This is a genomic window from Acinetobacter sp. AHP123 (assembly GCF_023757925.1).
GTDB classification, from domain to species: domain Bacteria; phylum Pseudomonadota; class Gammaproteobacteria; order Pseudomonadales; family Moraxellaceae; genus Acinetobacter; species Acinetobacter oleivorans.
Window position 1 is genome coordinate 3693771 of sequence record NZ_CP092454.1, and the last position, 21753, is coordinate 3715523.

15 protein-coding genes are annotated in these 21753 nt (G+C 40.1%); 5 read left to right on the forward strand and 10 right to left on the reverse strand.

The genetic code is table 11. From position 1 onward, the window contains the following. Nucleotides 1–4 precede the first annotated feature (4 nt). From MJX77_RS17545 to MJX77_RS17555, 3 genes are all read right to left on the reverse strand, one after another. Nucleotides 5–4813, reverse strand: coding sequence for an RHS repeat-associated core domain-containing protein (locus tag MJX77_RS17545; RefSeq protein WP_252059881.1), 4809 nt, complete (start codon nucleotides 4811–4813; stop codon nucleotides 5–7). Nucleotides 4814–4822: 9 nt separating this feature from the next. After that, entirely contained in the window at nucleotides 4823–8017 is a 3195-nt protein-coding gene (locus tag MJX77_RS17550) for a DUF2345 domain-containing protein (protein ID WP_252059882.1), read from the reverse strand. A 106-nt stretch (nucleotides 8018–8123) separates the two neighbouring features. After that, the gene (locus MJX77_RS17555) at nucleotides 8124–9020 is read right to left on the reverse strand and encodes a LysR family transcriptional regulator (protein ID WP_252059883.1); all 897 of its coding nucleotides are present in this window, start codon (nucleotides 9018–9020) and stop codon (nucleotides 8124–8126) included. Nucleotides 9021–9118: 98 nt separating this feature from the next. Here MJX77_RS17555 and MJX77_RS17560 point away from each other — a divergent pair, with 98 nt between their 5' ends. The 4 genes from MJX77_RS17560 to MJX77_RS17575 all read left to right on the forward strand — a co-directional run bounded on the left by MJX77_RS17560 (nucleotide 9119) and on the right by MJX77_RS17575 (nucleotide 12774). Next, nucleotides 9119–10459, forward strand: a complete 1341-nt coding sequence (locus tag MJX77_RS17560; protein WP_252059885.1) for an MFS transporter — start codon at nucleotides 9119–9121, stop codon at nucleotides 10457–10459. Further along, a complete protein-coding gene (locus tag MJX77_RS17565; RefSeq protein WP_252059887.1) occupies nucleotides 10452–10853 on the forward strand; it encodes a hypothetical protein in 402 nt (133 codons plus the stop codon). The genes MJX77_RS17560 and MJX77_RS17565 overlap by 8 nt, the downstream gene beginning before the upstream one ends. Before the next feature lie 95 nt (nucleotides 10854–10948). Continuing rightward, on the forward strand, nucleotides 10949–11893 hold the full coding sequence (locus MJX77_RS17570) for an ABC transporter permease (protein ID WP_252059889.1): 945 nt from the start codon (nucleotides 10949–10951) through the stop codon (nucleotides 11891–11893). Beyond that, nucleotides 11893–12774, forward strand: coding sequence for an ABC transporter ATP-binding protein (locus tag MJX77_RS17575; RefSeq protein ID WP_252059891.1), 882 nt, complete (start codon nucleotides 11893–11895; stop codon nucleotides 12772–12774). Before MJX77_RS17570 ends, MJX77_RS17575 begins: the two co-directional genes overlap by 1 nt. A gap of 51 nt (nucleotides 12775–12825) precedes the next feature. Here the strand turns inward: MJX77_RS17575 and MJX77_RS17580 are convergent, their stop codons facing one another. The 5 genes from MJX77_RS17580 to MJX77_RS17600 form a co-directional block, all read right to left on the reverse strand. After that, the gene (locus MJX77_RS17580) at nucleotides 12826–13848 is read right to left on the reverse strand and encodes an ABC transporter substrate-binding protein (RefSeq protein ID WP_252059893.1); all 1023 of its coding nucleotides are present in this window, start codon (nucleotides 13846–13848) and stop codon (nucleotides 12826–12828) included. Further along, a complete protein-coding gene (gene atzF, locus MJX77_RS17585) occupies nucleotides 13845–15656 on the reverse strand; it encodes an allophanate hydrolase (RefSeq protein WP_252059894.1) in 1812 nt (603 codons plus the stop codon). Before atzF ends, MJX77_RS17580 begins: the two co-directional genes overlap by 4 nt. Before the next feature lie 12 nt (nucleotides 15657–15668). Then, nucleotides 15669–16103: a CopG family ribbon-helix-helix protein gene (locus MJX77_RS17590; RefSeq protein WP_001118705.1), complete on the reverse strand. Its 435-nt coding sequence runs from the start codon at nucleotides 16101–16103 to the stop codon at nucleotides 15669–15671. Nucleotides 16104–16107: 4 nt separating this feature from the next. Continuing rightward, nucleotides 16108–16233: a hypothetical protein gene (locus MJX77_RS17595; RefSeq protein WP_001000625.1), complete on the reverse strand. Its 126-nt coding sequence runs from the start codon at nucleotides 16231–16233 to the stop codon at nucleotides 16108–16110. Nucleotides 16234–16454: 221 nt separating this feature from the next. Then, nucleotides 16455–16820 carry a winged helix-turn-helix transcriptional regulator gene (locus MJX77_RS17600; protein ID WP_252059896.1) on the reverse strand — a complete coding sequence of 122 codons (366 nt, stop codon included), beginning with the start codon at nucleotides 16818–16820 and terminating at the stop codon, nucleotides 16455–16457. Nucleotides 16821–16913: 93 nt separating this feature from the next. On the opposite strand from MJX77_RS17600, the gene MJX77_RS17605 reads away from it, so the two are divergent. Next, nucleotides 16914–17450: an NAD(P)H-dependent oxidoreductase gene (locus MJX77_RS17605; RefSeq protein WP_009388792.1), complete on the forward strand. Its 537-nt coding sequence runs from the start codon at nucleotides 16914–16916 to the stop codon at nucleotides 17448–17450. Between the two features lie 40 nt (nucleotides 17451–17490). Here MJX77_RS17605 and uca read toward each other — a convergent pair whose 3' ends face one another. Continuing rightward, the gene (gene uca, locus MJX77_RS17610) at nucleotides 17491–21096 is read right to left on the reverse strand and encodes an urea carboxylase (RefSeq protein WP_252059898.1); all 3606 of its coding nucleotides are present in this window, start codon (nucleotides 21094–21096) and stop codon (nucleotides 17491–17493) included. 2 nt (nucleotides 21097–21098) lie between these two features. Further along, a complete protein-coding gene (locus tag MJX77_RS17615) occupies nucleotides 21099–21752 on the reverse strand; it encodes an urea amidolyase associated protein UAAP2 (protein ID WP_252059900.1) in 654 nt (217 codons plus the stop codon). Between the last annotated feature and the right edge of the window lies 1 nt (nucleotide 21753).

The following is a 21753-nucleotide window of genomic DNA, read 5'->3' on the forward strand; positions in this document are numbered from 1 at the left end:
TTACCTAAAATCCTAGCTTTTTGTTCATTGCCTTAGAGAACCCCGAGGCTTTACCACCTTGAGTCGAGGAACAGTTACGACAGTGGGGTTGTACTGCTTTTACATCATTTTGTAAAGTCAAATCATTTTTACCATCTCGATAGTATTCAACTACTAATGCATCCTTATGATCGGGTATTTGTACCCCTTTTGTACTTCCACATACTACACACGCCTTTCCTTGTACTGACTTTCTTTGGCCACTTGTAGTTCCGACAGGTCTTTTATAAGGCTTCGTAACATTAGGATTCGGTTCAAACTTTTCTTTATCAGGAATACCATAAGCATCTAATTGAATAGTATTGCCTTTCCCATCTTTAGTATAACCGCTTAAACCTAATGGATCGATCCAATTATTAGGATTCGGTGCATAAGCATAAACATTAAACCCACCCAATAATCCAATCGGGTCTTTACTAATAAACCGCCCTACATACGGCGAATAATAACGATAACGGTTGTAATGAAGCCCAGTTTCCCCATCAAAATACTGACCTTGGAAACGGATGTTATTGCTTATAATCTCTGAATTTTCAAAGAAATCTGACTTAGCCTGTTCTACCTTACACTCACCCCAAGCTTTATATTGAGCTTTCCAGACGATGGCGCCTGTCTGATCACTCATTTCTTGCGGTGTGCCTAAATGGTCACAATGATAAAACCATATATCATCAAAACCTTGACTTTGTTTTACTGTATTCCAAAGAGGGTCTTTATAAATACTATATGTTTTATCTGACCAGTCTTGGTTTTGATGTAGCTCAATGGGGTGATGATACGCCGCTTGTAACAAAGGCACGAAACTATCTTTTTCGTAGAAATAGTGTTTTGTTAAATCAGCACTAGATTCATACGCTAAAGTATCACCATCCCAACCATAAATAATGTTCTGCTCTTGACCTGTATGGTGATGCTTACTGGTTTTTTGAATACGTCGACCTAAAGCATCGTAGCGATATTCTGCCGTGTATTGATTGTTTCGGCTACGAACAAGACGTCCCAATACATCCCACTCAAGATTTAAATCACCTTGTGATGACTTTTGTCGAATCAATTGCCCAAAAGCATCATATTGATATTGTTGGTCAAGATATTCCTGCACGACGTTATTGACTAAGCGGTTATAGCTATAACCTTTTTCACTAGAAATGTGCTGTGCGGATTGCTCTTTGGTACTGTTATATCGATCTAAAATATTATTTGCCGGGTCAAAATTAAAAGTCTCTTTCCCAAGTTTACTGGTCGCTTCTAATAAACGCCCAACAGGATCATATTTATAATGAATAGCCCCACGACGAGTATCCTTAATGAGCGTTAACTCACCTGTTTTATCGTAGTGATATAAGCGTTCAATCAATTGGTTGGTATGCTGGATGGCATTATTTTGAGTTTGGGCCTGATAGCCTTTGTCATGCCCATTCAACATTAATTGCTGAGTTAAACGCCCGACTTCATCATAACGTTGTTGTTGGCTAAGTCCATTTGCATAGTGTCGTAATGTCTCTCTATGTAAATCATCACGCTCAAAGCTAACAACATCTTCACCATTTAAAGCCACGCCATAGACATGTCCACTTCCATAAGTCAGCCAATCTACTTTCTGCCCATCTGGTCGGATGGTTGTAGTTCGATTATTTAATTCATCATAGACATGTTTCCACACAGCAGTTTTCTGAGTCACAACGTCTTGATGATGTTCTTTAACTAAATTGCCTGCTGCATCATAAAACCATTGCAAGTTAGTTTCTGCATTTTTAGCTTGAACTAAATGACCTAGGCCATCATAAGAAAATTCTTCTGTTTGCTTTTCTTCAAGCTCTTGCCCTTGATAACCATACCCTGCTGTACGTTGTTCTAAACGTCCCATACTGTCAAAAATAAATTGCTGAATACGGTCTTTAGGTGCAGCACGATCTTTAAAATCTTGACCATAGGCAGAAGCGACTTCAATGCTACTAGTTAAACGACCATTATATTCATCGTACGTATAGACAGTTTCTTTGCCATCAAAATCAATTTCTTTTACTAATCGACCCGCAACATCATATACAAACTCGTAACTTGAGCCATTTTCATTAATTAAACGTTTTAAGCGACTCAAGCGGTCCCATTGATATTTTAAGGTTTGATTTAATGGGTCAATACGCTTAGTAATTAAACCAGCCGCATCATATTCATAACGTGTCTGCTGTCCTTTAGAGTCAACATGAACTAATAAACGACCTTCTTCATCATGAATAAAATGTTCTTCAGCACCATCAGCATGTTTAATTTTTTCGAGCTGTCCAAAAGCATTTAGCGGTAAGCCTTTTGCTAGAGGTTTTCTTGGTTCAGCAGTTAATTCCGTATAGAAATATTCAACTTTTTGCTTTAAGGCATTTTCAATAAATTTGACGCGCCCGCGATCATCATAGTGCCAGTGCGTTTCTTTACCAGAACAATCCATATAAGTAACCAAGTTGCCTTGATCATCATATTTGAGTGTCTTCTTACCGCCTTTAGCATCTTTAATGGAAGTTACCAAACCCATTGCATTGTAGGCATAGGCTGTTTCACGCTTCAGCGGATCAATTTCTTTAATTATATTTCCTGAAGCATCGTATTCTTTAAACCAACGCCCCTGTTCAGCGTCAACAAAACCGGTCAGATTATCTTTTTCGTCATATTCATAATAGAAGGTTGAACCATCGGCCTGAACCATACTTAAGACATTACCGCGTTCGTCATAGGTATACGATGTTTCTGTTCCATCTGTGGCAATATGTGATGTTATATTTTTTGCTTGGTCTCTAAAGAACCATTCTTGCAAATTGTCTGGATAAATAATTCGATAGGTGTAACCCGTAATACCATAATAGTATTCAGTCACGTTACCATCGATATCCATGACTGAAGTTACTCGAACATTTTCATCCCAATCTAATTTAGTCGCAGAGCTATAATCATCAGCCCATTCTTCAATCGCTTTTGAGCTAGGTAAAATGCCATCCCACTTTAAGTTCATTCCTCTTTGACTAAGATCAGTATAACGAGTCAATAAGTGAGCTTGGTATTGATATTCATAAGAAGCAGCAAACTCATTAGTTGCCTTAATTAAATCGCCTTGCTCATTATATTCATATGCTGATAGTTGTCTTAGAAGTTGACCATCTTCAACCAACCAAGCTGCAACAACTTTCTGCACATCATTAATTTGTAATGCTACATGCGCCAAATTTTGTTGTTGCTGTTTAAATATAATGTCGGATAAATAGCTATCACCATTTTCTAATTCATAGTCATAACGCAGTCCGATACTAAATCCATTTTGACGTTCTATGGAGACTAAACGAAACTCATTTTTATATTTTTGATAAAAGCGAGTTTCTGAAACACCATATGAAATTGCTCTAATTTCAGGTGAGACAACTGTATAAGTAAAAGTTTCTACTTCATCATAGTAACTCTGCCCAACTTTTAGCTCTGGTAAGCGAACAGGACGGCCATCGCTGCCAATATACTCCCAACCCTCTTGCTCAATCGGTTCTTTAGGTTCATTAATGTTGTAACTAGAACAACGAGCAATCTTGGTTGTAAAAGGTGTAATCCACCGCGCTCCGAAAATCGATTGATCATACTGATATAAGTTCGATACGTACGTTCTCGAAAATTGCTCTATTAATAATGGATGAATTTGGGCATCGGTATGATTTAAAAACTCAGTACCCATGGCAAAAGTAATCGATCGTTTAGTCGCAGCACCTTTACAGTTTTTACATGCATTCGCATTATGAGTCGCGTCGGGTTCAGTATTCGCCTTTTCTAATTTATTATTTTTCTTGTCATGTTTAACTTGTGTGGTTTGAGTTGGCTTAACTTGAGCTGGTTTCTTTTTCCTAAATTTAGAAGCACTCATTCTTAATACATCAAATAGCCACCCAATTGTTTGCGGCTGCGCTACGTTTCCCAAGCCTTTAATTTTAGTATTGGCAGTGATACCAATTTTATTAATCGTTGCACCTACATTTAAAATCGGCTGCTTTAAATGTGCAGGAACTAAAGAAGTAACAACTTTAGCATTGGAATTTGCTCCTGTTTTAATAAGAGCCTTCCCCCAGTTTTCAGTCATGTAAACTAAATTTTTTCCAGCTCGCGTTAAGTCACCACTTTTTATTCCTTTAATAACACCGGCAGCTTGCTGTTGAGCGCGGTTTGTATTTGAGCCTGCATTTGTAAATACTTGGCCTTTTGTTACAACTCGAACAATTCCGCCATTAATTTGTGTAGTAGCATTTTGGACGGTTCCACCACAAGTGGCTAAAATTGAATTTAGTTTGTTTAACCCAGTTTTGCAGAATTTTTCTATGTCCCCTGCAACCTGATCATTTAAATGGTTAGAGATCACCACAATAACTGCTTCACCTAAAGCAGCTTTACCCACACGTTTAACTTCTTGACGGACTAGAAACAGAGCTGGACGAGCAGAAGTACGGATTGCTGTTGTTCCCGGAATAGGCGCAATCCCAATAAGGTCGATACCCATTGTGGTCCAATCCATAATATCGGCATTTTGAAAACCTTTATCGTAGATATAACAAATGTCGGAAACCACATCGATGGCAGCCATGACATTGCCAATAATTGGAATTGTTCCCATTACACTTGCAACCAAGTCTAACGTTACAATTTGATGAGTATGACTTTTTAACCAATTATCTATTTTTTGTTTTGAATGACTAACATCTTTAATAGCAACTTCTGATAATGGTTTAACAACTTCTGTTTTTCCAGACATTTTATTTCTCTACGAATTCTTTTTAAAAGGGCTTTGCAAATATTGAGGAAGAGCATTAGTTATCAAGCTACCGCCATCAACAGAACTTAATTTGCTGAAGTCATTTATTTTTTGAATTGATGCAAGATCAATGTTGTTCCCTATTTTTTGGCCTACTTCTGAAATGGGTAAAAAGCTTTTCACTTGATCAGTCACTAATCCCTGCGCCTCTGTTTTTAACATTGGCATTAAAGCCTTTGCCCCTTCAGATTTTATACTTTGTGCAGTTTGAATATTTTTCCTAATATTCGCAGGATTGGTTAATTGTTTAGATAATTCACCAAGTTTGGACTGGGCTGTTTTACTCATTTGTGCAATTAATGAATCTGATTGATCAGTATCCGCATCATTCTTATTTGGCCACTCAACTGGACGTTTAAAGTCACTTGCTGCATCCCAAGGATCACGGTGATCTGGTTCAAAGAAGACTTTTACTGCACCTGTTGCTAAGCCAGAAACTCTTGCAAATCCCTTCTCATCCAGCTTGCCAGTGACTTCTTTTCCTAAGTTATCAACAACCGTATAACTACCACCTTTAACAAACTCACCGTGCGCATAATCATGGATGAGCTCTAAATTTCCTGGGCTACGTTTTGGCGGAGGCGGTAGTGAAGAACTAAAATTCGCACTTCCTCCCCCCATAAACAAATGCTGCCCAGCTTTTACCTCAAACTTACCACCCGTAACAGGGAAAATTCCCGAGCCATTAATCTTGATTTGTGATCCGCCCGCCGTGATAACGATTTCTTTAGAAGCACTAATTTCAATTTTGTCTTCTGTTGAAATAATCTGAACAGCTTTACGGGCAATTAAATCTGCTCCGTCCCCTTGTGCTTGTATTTCGACTTTGCCTTTGCCTGCATAGAGTCTCGCTCCTTCTTGCGCTGCAAAAAGGCTGATTTTATTTTGGGCATGCGCAATCAGGTTCTTTTGAGTAGTCAGGTTAATGCTATCACCAGCAGTTTGACTTAACTGAGCATCTGCGCTGAGGTGAATGTCTTCATTACTGGCTATGGCAATGCTGTTAGGTGCAGTTAATATCATCAAGGCTTGCTTAAAAGCGGCAGCTTTGTCTTGATCTTTTTCTTCAATTTGCTCTATGAACGTTTTTAAGTTCTCAAGCACTTCCAATGGATCAGTTTGCTGATTTTTAGCAACTTCACTGAGTGCCTTGGCATTGTTGAGGCAGCCTTCTATTTGTTGTTTGGTCTCATTTGCATCAAGGTGTACACCTTGAGCTTGGTCCTGTTTGTGGGTACTAACGAGTAAGCCACTACCTGCTCGAACTGCACCCCATTGGTCTGTTCTAAGTTCAAAACCTTCACCACGGCCATCACTTTCCGCGTTGTCTTTTGGATGGCTTAAGTTACCCAAGTTGAGCTGACTGGCCGCATGGCTGCTTTGGAGCTGGGCACTGATCTGGCCTGTCGTGTCATCAAAACGGAGTTGGTTAAAGCCCTTACCGTCGACTTCTTCGGAGCGGATACCACTCAGTTTTTTGGTGTCGGGTAGCTGACCTTTCTGGTCGAATTGCGTTGGATACCGTTCAGCTTCATGAATACGGCCCACCACAAACGGGCGGTCAATGTTGCCGTCAAAGAAATCGATCACAACTATCTCACCCACACGAGGCAAGAAGCGTGCACCATAACCTGCACCTGCCCACGGGGTCAGTACATCCACCCAAGCCGAGTCTGTGTCATTGTCGTTACTGCCGGCTCCACCGTCATGGCTATGGTCGTCAGTTCGGGTAAACAAGAAGCGGACTTTAATACGACCCCACTGGTCGACATGAATACTTTCACCTTCCAACCCCACCACTCTAGCGCGCTGCGGGTAAGCGGCTGGTCGGTGTTCTAGCGGGCTATATTTAGGGACAGCTTTAATGTTACGTCGAACGACATTCAACTCAGCAAAGTGGCGTTGCTCTGGGTTTTGGTTGTCGAGTTGAGCTACCTTGAGCTTGTCTTTTGGCAACAGACGCTCAAGTTGCTGTTGTAATTCTTTCGGTAAATTATTCTGGTTATAGTAATGCTTGCTTAAGATTAAGAATTCTTTATCGGCACTATCATGCTGGTCGAGTTCAGGATGGTCATTCAGCTCAAACCAGTAACCGACCTGTGCATCACGGACGTTACCCGAAACGGTAAACTGTTTAGAACTCAGGTGATGATAAGCATTGATGTGCTGGTTAAGCTGTTCAATCTGACTATTACCCGAAGCTGTAGCTTGGTCTTCGCCTTTTAGGTCCTGCATCCATGCTGGACTGACATGCCATGCATCTTCAAGGTTTAGGCTCGCATTGTCATAGTGTTCGCTGTGCTTTTGTGTGCCTTGTACGCTACCGCTGCCTTCTTCTTGTTGTAGGGCATCAGCTTGCCAGCGTTGCACATGAACCGAGGTTGGTTGTAAGCGGCGCTCAGCTTTAACTTGGGTCATGGTATCGAACGGTTCTGTAGCACTGCTGCGTTGGTAACGTAGGCTACGACGTTCAAGAGCTTTATAATTTTGGTTATCGTCAATTAAACGTAACACCTGCGGCTGAATAGAAGCATTCGGGTCAGCGACCAAAAGTTGCGATTCATCGATTAACCAGTTAATTCCTTCGCTACGCCACAAGCGGGTTAAAAAGTCATAATCGCTTTCATTGGACTGCATCACAAATGGACGCACATCATAATCTTTAGCTAAACCAGATGTGTCGAGCGTTAGACTTGAGGCAAATAATGGACTTTTGCCTTGCCATTCTTTAAATAGAATTTCGCTAATATCGCGCACGCTTTTATTCATAAACACTCGGCTATTGCGGCGTTTATGCCAAAGTGCAGTTGGGTCTTTTAAAGTTAAATTATAAATAGTCAGTGAGCCGTCGCTTTGCCCTTGGCTCGCTTCAGTAATAATGCCTGTTGTTCTAAAAAATTGGCCTGTGTCTGTCACCTGATCGACGGCCACCGGACAGCCAATAAATTGTTTTAATGCAATATGCGCATTTGTCGACAGACACAATAATTCAGCAACGCTACCTTGGTTGAGCGTATGCTCGCCCTCAATGCGTTGTAAGAAGACTTGATTGTTTAATGATGGGTTGGAAAATTGCACATGAAGTACACGATTCTGTGCGACCAAACCTAAACTATCTAAAATTTGAAATATTTTATGGGACATCGTTATTATAAAACTGAGTCATAATCATCGATATTTTATAAAAAACAGACAGAATTGTCTATTTATATAAATTAGCTTATCTTCCATGACTTACATATTTTTTAGTTTAACTGAAAGAAAGATTGGCTATTAAATAATCTATAAATGCTCTCGTTTTGGCCGGTAAATTAGAGGTATGAGGATAAAGTAATTGAATACTTTGTGGCGGTAATGAAAAGTCAGGAAATAACCGAATTAGGCGATTTTGTTGAATATCTTCATCAACTAACCATGCAGGACAAATCGCCACACCTAAAGATGAAAGAGTCATTTGATGAATTGCAGTGACCGAGTTTGATTCATACTGACTTCGAATAAAAGGTAATGAATATTGCTCCCCTAAACTGTTTTGCAAAATATATTGTGAATCTTGCCAATTTAATAAAGTGTGGCCAATCCAAGGAACATTCGCTAAATCAGATATATTTTTTATAGGATGGTCTTTTATAAACTGCAGAGTAGCCACAAGATAAATTGGATATTCTCCGATTTTTCGAGTTTTTAGAGATGAGTTTTTTAAATTTCCTAGCCGAATAACCAGATCTAATTTTTCAGTCACTAAATCATCGAGAGATGAATTAAACGAATACTGTAAACGTAAATCTGGGTAAAGCCGACAAAAATCAGGCAGTAAAGGCAAAATGAAACGTTGGCCAAATTCATTGGTAGACGAAAATCTTAAAGTGCCTGTAATGCTTGTACCTAAGTGTTGGCTTCGTTCAAATGCCTCATCAATCTGCAGTTGGATTTGTTTAAAATCCTCATAAAAATGCTGACCAATTTCAGTTAATGCAATATTACGGGTGTTGCGAATTAACAGGCTTGTATTGAGCTGCTTTTCTAATTGTTTTATATCAATACTCACCATTGATCGGCTTAAGCCTAAAATTTCAGCCGCCTTGGTAAAAGAGCCGGAATCAACGACTTGTAAAAAACTGGTAATTTGCTTGAGGTTTTTTTGCACAATTAAGCCAATTGTTTAAAATTATCAAACAATGATTTTACTTCGCTTGCATCGACAATAAAAGAGCTGGATCTTACCCTGCCTGCACGGAGGTAGGTATGTCTTATCGATATAAAATAGCAACAGTGTTTTTACTTGGGTTCTTTATTGATTGCATCAACATTTTTATGTCTGCAATTGCATTGCCTAATATTGCATCGTCATTTTCAGTTAGCCAATCCATGGTCGCTTGGGTAACAAATGCTTATATTCTTGGCCTCATTTTAATTATGCCCATGAGTTTATGGTTCGCCACCAAACTTGGGAACCAAAAATTATTGTGTTATTCGATGCTGTTATTTTCGATAAGCATCTGCTTTATTGGCTTTAGCGAATCGATTTATAGCTTAATTTTTTGGCGATTTATTCAAGGCGTAGCTGGAGGCTTATTAATTCCAGTCGGGCAAGCTCTCGTATATGCATTCTTTCCGAACCAAGAACGCCAACGCATTTCTACATTAATTATGGCAATTGCTTTGATTGCGCCAGCTTTTTCACCTGCCATTGGTGGCGTAATTATTGATTCATTGAATTGGCGATGGGTATTCTTATCTAACCTTCCTTTTTCTTTACTTGCCTCAGCCCTGGCATGGTTATGGGTTAAAAAAACAGAGAATGTTTCGAGTGAAAAACCAGACATAAAAGGCTTAGTGATTTTTAATTTAAGCCTTTTATCTTTATTACTCTCCTTTTCATTTTATAGTGATTACCATAACGCCTCATTCGCTCTAACTAGCTTTCTAATTTCAGTCGGAATGCTTATTTTTTACATTCGACATGCGAAAAAAATTTCCCATCCTGTTCTTAATCTTGAGTTATTAAAAAATAAAAATTTACGTAATGCATTTATTGTCTATTACGCCGTTCCGGGTATTTTTACTGGCGTTAACTTACTCAATATTTTTAATTTACAGCTTAACTTTGGCTTTAATGCAAAACAAACTGGTTTGTTCATGTTGCTCTATGCAACTGGGGCACTCGCAGCCATGATTAGTGGTAGCCTGCTCTATCAACGGTTAGGTAAGAAGTATCTTCTTATTATTGGAATAACCCTACATAGCCTTGGCATATTTCTTTTATTTTGTATTTCAAACACTAGCCCAATCAGCTTTTTAGTGATTGCTTATTTATTAATGGGTATGGGTGGCGGTCTAAGTGCCAACATTGCCCAAATTAGCTCACTGATTGATTTTTCAGGTCAAGATTTATTACAAGGAAGTGTGCTCTGGAATATTAATCGACAAGTTTCATTTAGTGTCGGTACTGTTGTTCTCATTTCGATATATAACTTGATGTCTGGCTCAAGCGATCTGCTTCGCTATCAACATACTTTTTTAATTGCAGCTTTGCTCTGCTTACTTTCACTCATTCCCGTTTTAAAGGAGAAAATACGTGTCTAAACAAATGGATCAAGCCATTCAAAGTGTCATTGAACTACATGTTTTAATAGAAAATGTATTTACAGGAAAAAATGCAGAGCAAAGTCTTAAGCCTCTTTTAGAGAGCTTTGATCAAAATTTTAAGATGGTCACCGTTCAAGGTCACAGCATTGGTTTCGCCGAAGTGAATAGTTTATTTAGCCAAAATATTGGAAAAAAACCTTCTTTAAAAATCGATATTATTAAGAGTACAGCTTTATACGAATTTGAAAATTATTGTTGGGTGCAATATCAGGAACATCAGCAAACTGATGAAACGGAGACAGTACGTACCTCTACAGCCTGCATTAAAGTAGACGGCGAAAAATGTTATTGGGTTTATTTACATGAAACTTTAGTTCCCTCATCTTCTTAACTCATTAAGAGCTCCTTAAAGATGGCACCTATTTTGCTTAACAATATTACTTTTTATGAAAATCGTAATACTGATCAAAATGGGGAGCTGTCAATATGGGTTATGTTGCAAAGGAATTTACGCGAAAGAACAAGCTGATTCTCAGTATTTGTTCTTTCGTTATTCCAATATGTCTTTGGTGCGCAATCAGTTACTTACCTTTTGTTTGGCATCCTCAAGTACAAATCACGAGTTCGGGAAGTGTTTCTTACTTACAAGTAGGAAGTCGCATTGATAAAAATGTGTTCTATCTCGAAGCACAAAATGCAGTCAATCGAAATTCTGCACCACCACAAGGTATTTTAGTCAATCCGATTTATTTACCCGCTCCCCATGAAGTCGCTAAGGCTTTGGTCACCACCTTTACCACACCACCAGAACAACCTGATTCGCCGTGGTTTCATCAAAGTTTATGGCACAGTATTAAACTGGTATTTTCAGCCTTTTTTATCTCTTCCTTGATTGGGATTCCACTGGGTATTTTGTGTGGTTTTTCTAAGCGGATATCCCTGTTAACAGAACCGTTTGTCGAGTTTTTCCGTTACTTACCCGCACCTGCATTTGGTGCACTTGCAGTGGCAATTTTAGGGATTAATGACGCACCTAAAATTGCCATTATTGTGATTGGTACGCTCTTTCAGCAAATTCTCATTATTGCCAATACCACACGAATGGTTGATCGAAGCTTAATTGAAGCTGGCTATACGCTTGGCACCAATAAGCTCAAAAGTTTATTCCATGTAGTGATTCCTGCTGCCTTACCTGATATTTACCGCGATTTACGTGTGTTACTCGGCTGGGCTTGGACCTATTTAATTGTTTCGGAGTTGATTGGTACGACTTCAGGTATTACATGGTTTATTACCCAACAGGCACGCTATCAAAACTTTGACAATGTCTATGCAGCTATTTTGATTATTGGGGTAATTGGGCTGGTCTGTGACTGGCTATTAATGAAGTTAGGTGAGCGGATGTTCACTTGGAAAGTAGGAGCAAAATAATGAACGATTCAACATTTAACGCGCATGAATACTTTCAAAAAATTTATGAACGCCCTGTTATTTTAGAAGCCAAACAACTGAGCCAAGTCTTTAAGCATGGTCACAGCGAACGCACTGTTTTAAATAAGCTCGATTTAAAAATTCATAAAAGAGAATTTATTTGTGTGATTGGTCCTTCTGGCTGCGGCAAATCGACACTGAGCCGTGTTATTGCAGGTTTAGACCCATACCATAGTGGAGAAGTTTTAGTAGACGGCGAATGCATTACGGGTCCATGTCCTGAACGCGGCATGGTGTTTCAGGGTTATACCCTTTTTCCGTGGAAAACTGTAAAAGAAAATGTGATGTTTGGTCCGCAAATGCGCGGCGCTAGTCAAATGACAGCCGAAGCTCAAGCACGCGAATGGATCAATATTATTGGTTTAGAAAAATATGAAAATCAGTATCCACATCAACTTTCTGGTGGTATGAAACAGCGGGTTGCGATTGCTAGAGCCTTGGTTAATCAACCTAAAATTTTACTCATGGATGAACCTTTTGGTGCACTCGACCCACACACTCGTCAAAAAATGCAAAAGCACTTAATGGATTTATGGCAAAACATTGATATCACCATTATTTTTGTCACTCACGACATGGACGAAGCCATTTTACTGGCAGACCGAATTGTGGCACTCAAAGCCAACCCAGGTGAAATTAAGGAAATTATTGAAGTTAATTTACCACATCCACGCTCACTGGACTTAATGACTACACCTGAGTTTAAACAGCTCCGTTCACGGGTTGATTATCTAGTTCATGCTGAAGAAGACGAACTTGACCCTGCTTTACAAGATTTACCAAAAATTCCACGTATGACTCAGATCAGTACAGAAAAATAAGTCAGGCATTAAAAAGCCCAAGTTCAACTTGGGCTTTTTGATTTATAGAACTTATTTGAGTTGTTCTATGAGTGTCGGATAAATCAGCCCATCTACATTTTGTTCAGTTTTATAAATACCGTTTTCGACATTAAATTTATTGACATGGTAGCTAGAGCCATAAATCGAGTCAAAACCTTGAGATTTAGCAAATACTTTTTTATTAGCATTGATATCTAATAAATGCGTACCGCTGACCATCAACTCATATTGTTTTGGGTCGACCCCTGAACGGTTTGCCATGATTTTAACTGCATCGGCATGTGTTGCGGGGTCATTAATATATTTAACTGTTTTGTCCCACACCTGAATAACTTTTTTCCATTCTTCTTGATGAGCAGTTAAGTGGCTCATATTGACAGTCAAAGTGTCATAAATTAAACCCGGCTTGTCTTTAGAGGTATAGATAATTTTAGAACCTGCCACTGCTTTTAATGCCTGACCTGCAACAGGTTGCCAAACAGCAATCGCGGAAATATCGGGGCTATTAAACACTTGAGGTAATTGGTTCGTCGCTGAATTTACCAGCTTCACATCATTAGCTTTAATATTATGGTCAGTTAAAGCTGTTGCTAGCAAAAGATGATCAACCAAGCCTTTTTCGACACCGATTGATTTTTCTTTTAAGTCTTGAATGGTATTAATGCCCTCTTTTGCAATAATGACATCATTGCCCGCAGAATAATCCGTTGCTAGGATCATCATGCCTTGTGTGCCACCCGAAGCTGTTACCAAGTTATCGCCATTGGTGACCAACACAGCATCGAGCTGATTTGCGGAAAAGGCTGAAAGCGAAGCCGAATAATCAAACCACTTAAACTCTACATTTAACCCTGCTTCTTTTAACCAACCTTTTTCAATGGCTACTTGCCAAGCCACCCAGCCCGGCCAATCACTATATCCAATCGTAATTGGTTTTGTATTTGTAGATGCCTGAGCATCTTGTTTAGCCTCAGGCACTTTAGCGGTATTGTCACAACCACCCAATACAACTGCCGATAAAATAGATACGGATAAAAACGCTTTTTTAATCATATATAAACTTCCCCAACATTTTTACTAACAACACTTTGAGCGGTTTGATTGAGTGACTGTATATAGGCTCGCCAGCCTCCAAAATGGCTAATATCGATTGCATCTTGAATGGCATAAGCTTCACAAATAAAGCCTTTGACCCATGTGCCATCTTTTAATTTCAGGTTCCCAATGCCAAGAGGTGCAGGTACTTCAGCCACAATGGCTCCAAAATTTGCTAAAGGAACATCCCACACTTCGACTTCAATTGATGTTCCTACTACATCACATTGCAATCCTGGCTTTGGTGGCGTGGTATTTTTTAAGGCAAAGAGTTTATAAGTCTCTGCGGTCTGTGTTTTCTTGAGCAAAGTGGCATTACGGCTAGTGAGCTGAAAATTAAGTGGCATGCCTGTTAAGTGTGCTCCCACTACAGCAAGCTGCACTGAATGATTCGAGTGGATGTTTATACTTTTTTGATAATGTTGAGCTGATTTACCTAAACTCAGTGATGTTTCGGTTTGCCAAAGCTGTGCAAAATTGGCGAGTGTCTGATCGTGCCAAGCTGGTGCAATAAAGGTTACGCCGCTTGGTAGACCATCCTCACGAAGTACATTAGGTAAGGCTAAAGCTGAAAGATCGGCAAAATTGACAAAGTTGGTATAGGCTCCCATGTGCGCATTTTTAGTCAATGGGTCGGCTTCAACTTCGGCAATGGTGTAAATGGTTGGCGCTGTTGGAACCATCAAGGCATCAAAAGGTTGTAATGCCAAATTAATTTTTCGAGCCAGAACGGCGCGGTTATATTCAGCTTGAAGTGCATCTGTTGCCTTGAATTTATCTGCCTGCGCAATAATTTGAGCAATGACTGGATGAGCCTTTTCACGTGTTGTCATACGTTCAACGGCGACTGTTCTTTCAGCCACCCAAGCATCGTTATACAGTGCAGCAGCAAGCTCATTAAACGCGCTGAAATCAATACTCTCAACTTCATAGCCCAGTTTTTTTACGCGCTCGACTGCAACTAAAAAGGCTTTTTCAGATTCAAGATCACCATAAAACTCAAGCTGAGCTGGAATAGCTATTTTTCGTTTAGAAAATTGAGTCGGTACATTGGCTGGATGTGCTCGTGAATATTCATCTGTTTCATCATAGCCCTGCATTAAATTGGCAATGGTCCACGCATCATCAACATGCAGTGCAAAAATAGAAATGACATCAATAGTTCGACAGGCAGGAATTAAACCTGTGGTAGAAAACCAGCCCTTTGTCGGCTTAAGGCCCACAATATTGTTATGACCCGCAGGTACACGCCCTGAACCTGCCGTGTCTGTCCCTAAACTAAAAGGCACAATGCCGTTGGCAACCACCACTGATGAACCTGAGCTTGAACCTCCACTGATATATTCAGGGTTAAAACTATTTTTTACTGCACCGTATGGAGAGCGAACGCCAACCAGCCCAGTCGCAAACTGATCGAGATTGGTTTTACCGACCACAATCGCCCCTGCTTTTTTTAGTTTGGCAACTACGGCAGCGTCTTTCTTAGCTAAATATTGAATCTCTTTACAGGCAGCAGTGGTATGAAAGCCAGCAACATCAATATTGTCTTTGACTGCAAATGGCACTCCGTACAGAGGTAAGTCAGCAATATTCTGGTTTTTTAAAACATCAATTTGCGATTGAATCTGCTCGTTCGATGCAATTTCAATCCATGCATGGTCATCATTTTTAATTTCTGCAACGTAACCAATCAAATCTTCAAGATGGATTTGCCCATTTTGATATGCTGTTTTCCAGTCTTGGATAGTCCATAATTTTTTCAACACACTACTCCTCATTTAGTCATTTTGCTGTATAGGTGGCATGACGGCATCCATCAGTTCTAGATGTCCTTTGATCACCCCTTTCAGCACAATAAATTGCTGGCTAATTTGTCTAAGTTCAGAACTCGCGCCCTGCATTAACATGACTTGCAATATCTTTTGTTGGTCGAGCTGAATATGAAGTGAACTAATCACCTGCGCTAAAAACTGTTGCTGTAAATCGACCAATTGATTACGCAAGGTCATTTGGCTAGCGTCATAAAGTAACGTCAAGGTGCCCACCATGACTTCATTAGCCTGCGCCTGCTCTGCGATCAGGTGTTTATTAATCATGTCGACAATGGCTTGCGAGCGACTTTCATAGTTCTGCTCGACAATTTTTTGGTCGAGTGCGTTGAGGGTCGTTTCAGGTACAGTAATACTGATTCGAGCCAACTTTTGTTTTGCCACAGTCTTATCCTTTTGTTTTAGGCGGCTGATTGTTTTGCTTGATATATACGCCTGCACGTACGCTAAGCAATTCGACTAAAAAGGCTTTTAACGTTGGCTTTGGTTGAACCACAGGTTTTACATCGTTCATATCGCACCTCTAGTTTGGTATTACCAAATTCAGTTTTTGTATTACTGATAAGAGATGCAGAAAATGTGCCAGTTTTTAAGCGTCGTTTTGATAGGCTTTATGGGTATTTATGAGTGATTTTTGGGCACAAAAAAAGCCCCATGCACAGGGATGGGGCTAATTGAAGTGAGCATTAAAAAATCAATCTTTTATATTAATTATAATAATTGTGAATCGAACTTTTATTCTGCAACCTCAGATAAACTAATAAAACTATGAGCCCATACATATAAAGAATCTAAAACTGGCCTAAAAGTTTTTCCAAAATCTGTCATTTCATAGACAACTTTGATCGGTGCTTTTTCACCATAAACCGTTCTAGAGATTAAACCGCTTTGCTCTAACTGCTTGAGTTGAAGACTTAACGTCATTTCAGTAATTGTAGGAATGAGTTGCTTGATTTCATTAAAGCGTTTCGGCTTATCTTTTAAATAATACAAAATCACACATTTCCATTTTCCACCCACCAAGTCCATAGCCATACTGATATGACATGGATAGGTTTTTCCATTTACCGTGACTTCACATGTATTTTCAGTATTTGCCATTTTTTAACGCTACCTATCAACTTTGATAGTTATTGTACGCCAATACTATAAAAATTATAGTGACTATTATTTTTATAGTTTAAAGGCACTCTCATGGCTTTACTGATTTTAGCTCATCCCTACTACGCTCAATCGATTGCAAATAAAACGATTGTGAATGAACTCGTAAAAACCTATCCAGACCTTGAAGTCCGAGATATTTTTCAACTTTATCCAGACTACCAAATTGATGTAAGTGCTGAACAAGAAGCCTTGTTACGCCATGACACCATCATCCTGCAGTATCCAATGTTCTGGTTTAATATGCCGGCAATTTTGAAATTATGGTTTGATGAAGTTTTTACTTATCAGTTTGCCTATGGCTCTCAGGGCGATAAATTAAAAGACAAAAAAGTCATTATTAGTATGACGGTCGGCCAAACAGAAGCCAACATGGTGAACGACCAAGAAAACTTAATCGATAGCTTTTTAAAAGCGGTTCAATATTCAATTCAATATACGCAAATGCAGTTAAGTGCCACTTACTTGCTTTATGACGTATCGCCTTTATCAGGTAACCCAGAGTCGAAAATTAAATTAGAAGCGGTTGAACATGGTCATAAAGTATTAAAGCATTTGACCGAAGCATAAGATTTAAAGAGAGCATCGATATCGATGCTCTCTTTTTAATTTAGGCCACAGGTGCCAAAGTAAATAATACTTGTCCTGTTTTTACGGTTTGCCCCTTTTCAATAGTAATAGTTTCAACCTTCATGCGTTCGGGCGCAATAATTGGAATTTCAATTTTCATTGCTTCAATTACTGCAAGGGTTGCACCTTCTTCAACTATATCTCCCGATGCACATTCAATTTTCCAGATTGACCCCGGCATGTGTGATTCGACTGCACAGCCGCCTTCAGGAATAACTACGGTTTCACCTTCATCAACAGCATCTAGGCTTTCAGAAATATATTCTTGCAAGCCCGCTTCGTGCCAACGGCGGCGTTCGGCCTCAAAGTTAGCTTGTTGCATATCTTTAAAGGCCTGAATACTATCTTGATGTGTTTTTAAAAACGCATTGTATTCTTTTAAGTTGAGCACACCTTCTTCAATGCGAAGTTGTAGTCGACCTGCCTTAAAGTCTTCACGCATTTGTAAAAGTTCAGTTTCAGAAACTTCATAAAACTTCACTTGGTCAAAAAAGCGCAATAACCACGGTTTGCCTTCTTCAAAATTGGCATTTTTACGGTAACGGCTCCACATTTGAGTGGTACGGCCAACAAACTGATAGCCACCAGGCCCTTCCATGCCGTACACACACATATAGGCACCACCGATACCCACGGCATTTTCAGGTGTCCAAGTTCGTGCAGGGTTATATTTTGTGGTGACTAAACGTTGGCGTGGGTCGAGTGGTGTTGCAACAGGTGCTCCTAAATACACATCGCCTAAACCCATCACCAAATAGTTTGCGCTATAGACCACATCTTTAACTGCTTGCTTGGAAGCCAAACCATTAATACGACGAATAAATTCGACGTTATCTGGGCACCAAGGCGCATCTGGACGAACAATTTGTGTGTAGCGCTCGGTGGCAAGTTGAGTTTGCGAATCTTCCCAAGCTAAAGGCAAATAGACAGTTCGTGAAGGCACCTGCATATTTTGAATGTCTGGTAATTCGGCTTCTGCTTGCTGAAGTTTCTGTAGAAGCTCCAGTTGATCGAGTTGAATTGAATCAAAATGAATTTGTAGTGAACGAATACCCGGTGTTAGGTCGATAATACCCTGAATGTTTTGATCTTTGACCCATTGCATGAGCGCATGAATACGGAAACGTAAATTTAGGTCGAGGACTAACTCACCATATTCCACCAATAAATAGCTATTTCCTGCTGGTCGATAGGTCACGCTTGGTAAATCAGATTCACCTTCTAAAATTGCCAAAACTGCATCTTTTAGAGTATCGGGTTCTGCTTGAGTGGCTGGATTAAAATCGATCTGAGTTGTATCGGTCACAGTTAAGCTTTGATGATATTTTTGGTCGAGTGCTTTTGCTTGTGCATAACTCACAGGCACAAATTTGACTTTATCACCTGCTTTAAGCTGCCCGATTTTCCAAAGCTCGGAATGAATCACTACCGCAGGACAGACAAAGCCACCTAAGCTCGGACCATCCGGACCCAAAATAATTGGCATATCGCCCGTAAAATCAATTGCCCCAATCGCATAAGCGTTGTCGTGAATATTGGATGGATGCAAGCCTGCCTCTCCGCCATCTTCACGTGCCCACTCAGGTTTTGGTCCAATTAAACGAATGCCTGTGCGGCTTGAGTTATAGTGAATTTCAAACTCATTCGCAAAGAAGGTATCAATATCTTGTTTGGTGAAAAAATCTGGCGCGCCATGTGGCCCATACATGACTGCAATTTCCCAGTTTTGGGTAAAGCTTGGAATTTGTGCTTGAGCTAAAGCTGTGGTCGATTGAGCGGAATATTCAGTAATCGGCAGCATATCGCCAATTAATAAATTACGGCCTGCATGCCCACCAAACTGCCCTAAAGTGAAAGTTGCCTGTGACCCTAAATAGTCAGGAACATCGAAACCACCTTTCACACCAATATAGCTACGGCAACCTGAACGGATAAGTCCGCATTTTAAAACTTGGCCTTTTTTTACATTGATGGTTTGCCACATCGGCACAAGTTCACCATCAAGTTTTGACGGCATATCACCGCCAGTAATGACAATTTGGCTGTCACAATGAAACTTTAAAGTTGGTCCTTGCAAGGTACATTCCAGCCCTGCCGTATTTGGCTCATTGGCTAACAGTTGGTTTGCCACAGTTAAACTGAGTGGATCGATAGCACCTGATGGCGGCACCCCGACATCCCAATAACCTAATCGACCTGTTACGTCTTGAATGGCGGTTTGAATACCAGCCTGCAACACCTCAATTTTTTGAGTTTTCCATTCAAACGTATTTAAAAATCGAGTGGTTTGAGTACCTAAAGCAAACACATCGCAAGCAATAATATTTTGCAAATATTCTAAATTGGTTTCGATACCAGCCACTTGCGTGTTGGCAAGACTAATACCCATTACCTGTATGGCTTGGTCCCGTGTTGCAGCAGTCACAATGATTTTGGCAATCATTGGGTCATAAAAAGAAGATACCGTTGAACCTGTTTCAACCCATGTTTCGACTCGGGCTTGCGGGTCAAATTGAACATGTGTAAGCAGGCCTGCACTCGGCTGAAACTGTTTAATCGGGTCTTCGGCATAAAGACGAACCTGAATGGAATGTCCTGTTGGCTCTAACTTTTCAGTCGGTGCTGACCAGTCACCGCTTGCCAAAGTAACCATCCACTCGACTAAGTCGACACCAAACACTTGCTCGGTCACGCCGTGCTCGACTTGCAAACGCGTGTTAACCTCTAAGAAATAAAATTCTTGGGTTTCGGTGTCCATAACAAACTCAACCGTGCCTGCCGAGCGATAGTTCACCGACTGCATCAATTGAATCGCAACTTTTTGCAAATACTCACGTTGCTGTTCATTTAAGTCTGGCGCGGGTGTTTCTTCAATGACTTTCTGATTACGGCGTTGTACCGAACAATCACGCTCACCCAACGCTAAAACTTGCCCTTGCCCATCACCAAAAATTTGAACTTCGATATGGCGCGCATGTTGTACAAATTTTTCTAAATATAAACCTGCATCTTTAAAATTGACTTGCGCTAAATAAGATACGGTTTGATAAGCATCTTTTAACTCGGTTTCATTCCATACCAGACGCATACCAATACCTCCACCGCCCGCGGTACTTTTCAGCATGACCGGATAGCCAATACGTGCTGCTTCGGTTAAGGCCTCAGCTTCATCTGCAAGTAGTGAACTGCCCGGAAGTAAAGGCACATTGCTTTGAATTGCGAGTTCACGTGCAGTATGTTTTAAACCAAAATCGAGCATTTGGCTTGAAGTAGGCCCAATAAACGCAATACCTTGGCTTTCGCACAAATCACAAAACTCGGCATTTTCAGATAAAAAACCATAACCGGGATGAATAGCTTCTGCTCCCGACTGTTTAGCAACCTCAAGGATTTTTTCAATATTTAAATAACTTTGATGTGCAGGCGCAGAACCAATCAAGAAAGCTTCATCGGCTAAAGTCACATGTAATGAATCTCGGTCGGCTTCCGAATAAACAGCCACCGAAGCGATCCCAAGTTTTTTAAGGGTGCGAATGACGCGACAAGCAATTGCACCACGGTTGGCAATTAGAACTTTTTTAAACATGCTTATACCCCTTCCGCTTCACGGACAACCAGTTGAATTTTGGTTGGGTTATAGGCGTTACATGGGTTATTGAGCTGTGGACAATTGGAAATTAAAACAATCAAATCCATTTCTGCACGAACTTCGACATATTTCCCCGGCGCTGAAATTCCGTCATCAAATTTAAGCTGGCCATCTGGCATAACAGGCACATTCATAAAAAAGTTAATATTTGGGCCAATATGACGGACATTTAAGCCATGCTTTTTTGCAATCGGGTGTTTTGCCAAGGCATACATAAAGTTGTTACGACAACTATGCATTGGGTAGGTTTCATGTGCATAGCGAACCGTATTACTTTCACATGAGCAAGCACCGCCAATGGTGTCATGGCGGCCACAGTTATCATCATGAATAACGGCTATTGGGCGGCCAAAGTTACTGTAGAGCTTGGTGCCCTTTTCTAAATAAATCTGTTGGTTAATAGCCAAAGTATCCATTGCGCTATAACGTTCAGTTGGGTTTTCGGCGCTCATAAACAAAGTATCGACCGCTTGGTTTCCCTCAAGATCAATAATTCGAAAATATTGGCCCTTTTTAACCTCGCACATCCACGCTTCACCCGCAGGACAAACTTCATTTAAAACTGCTTTTTCAAATGATTGTAAAACTGTCATG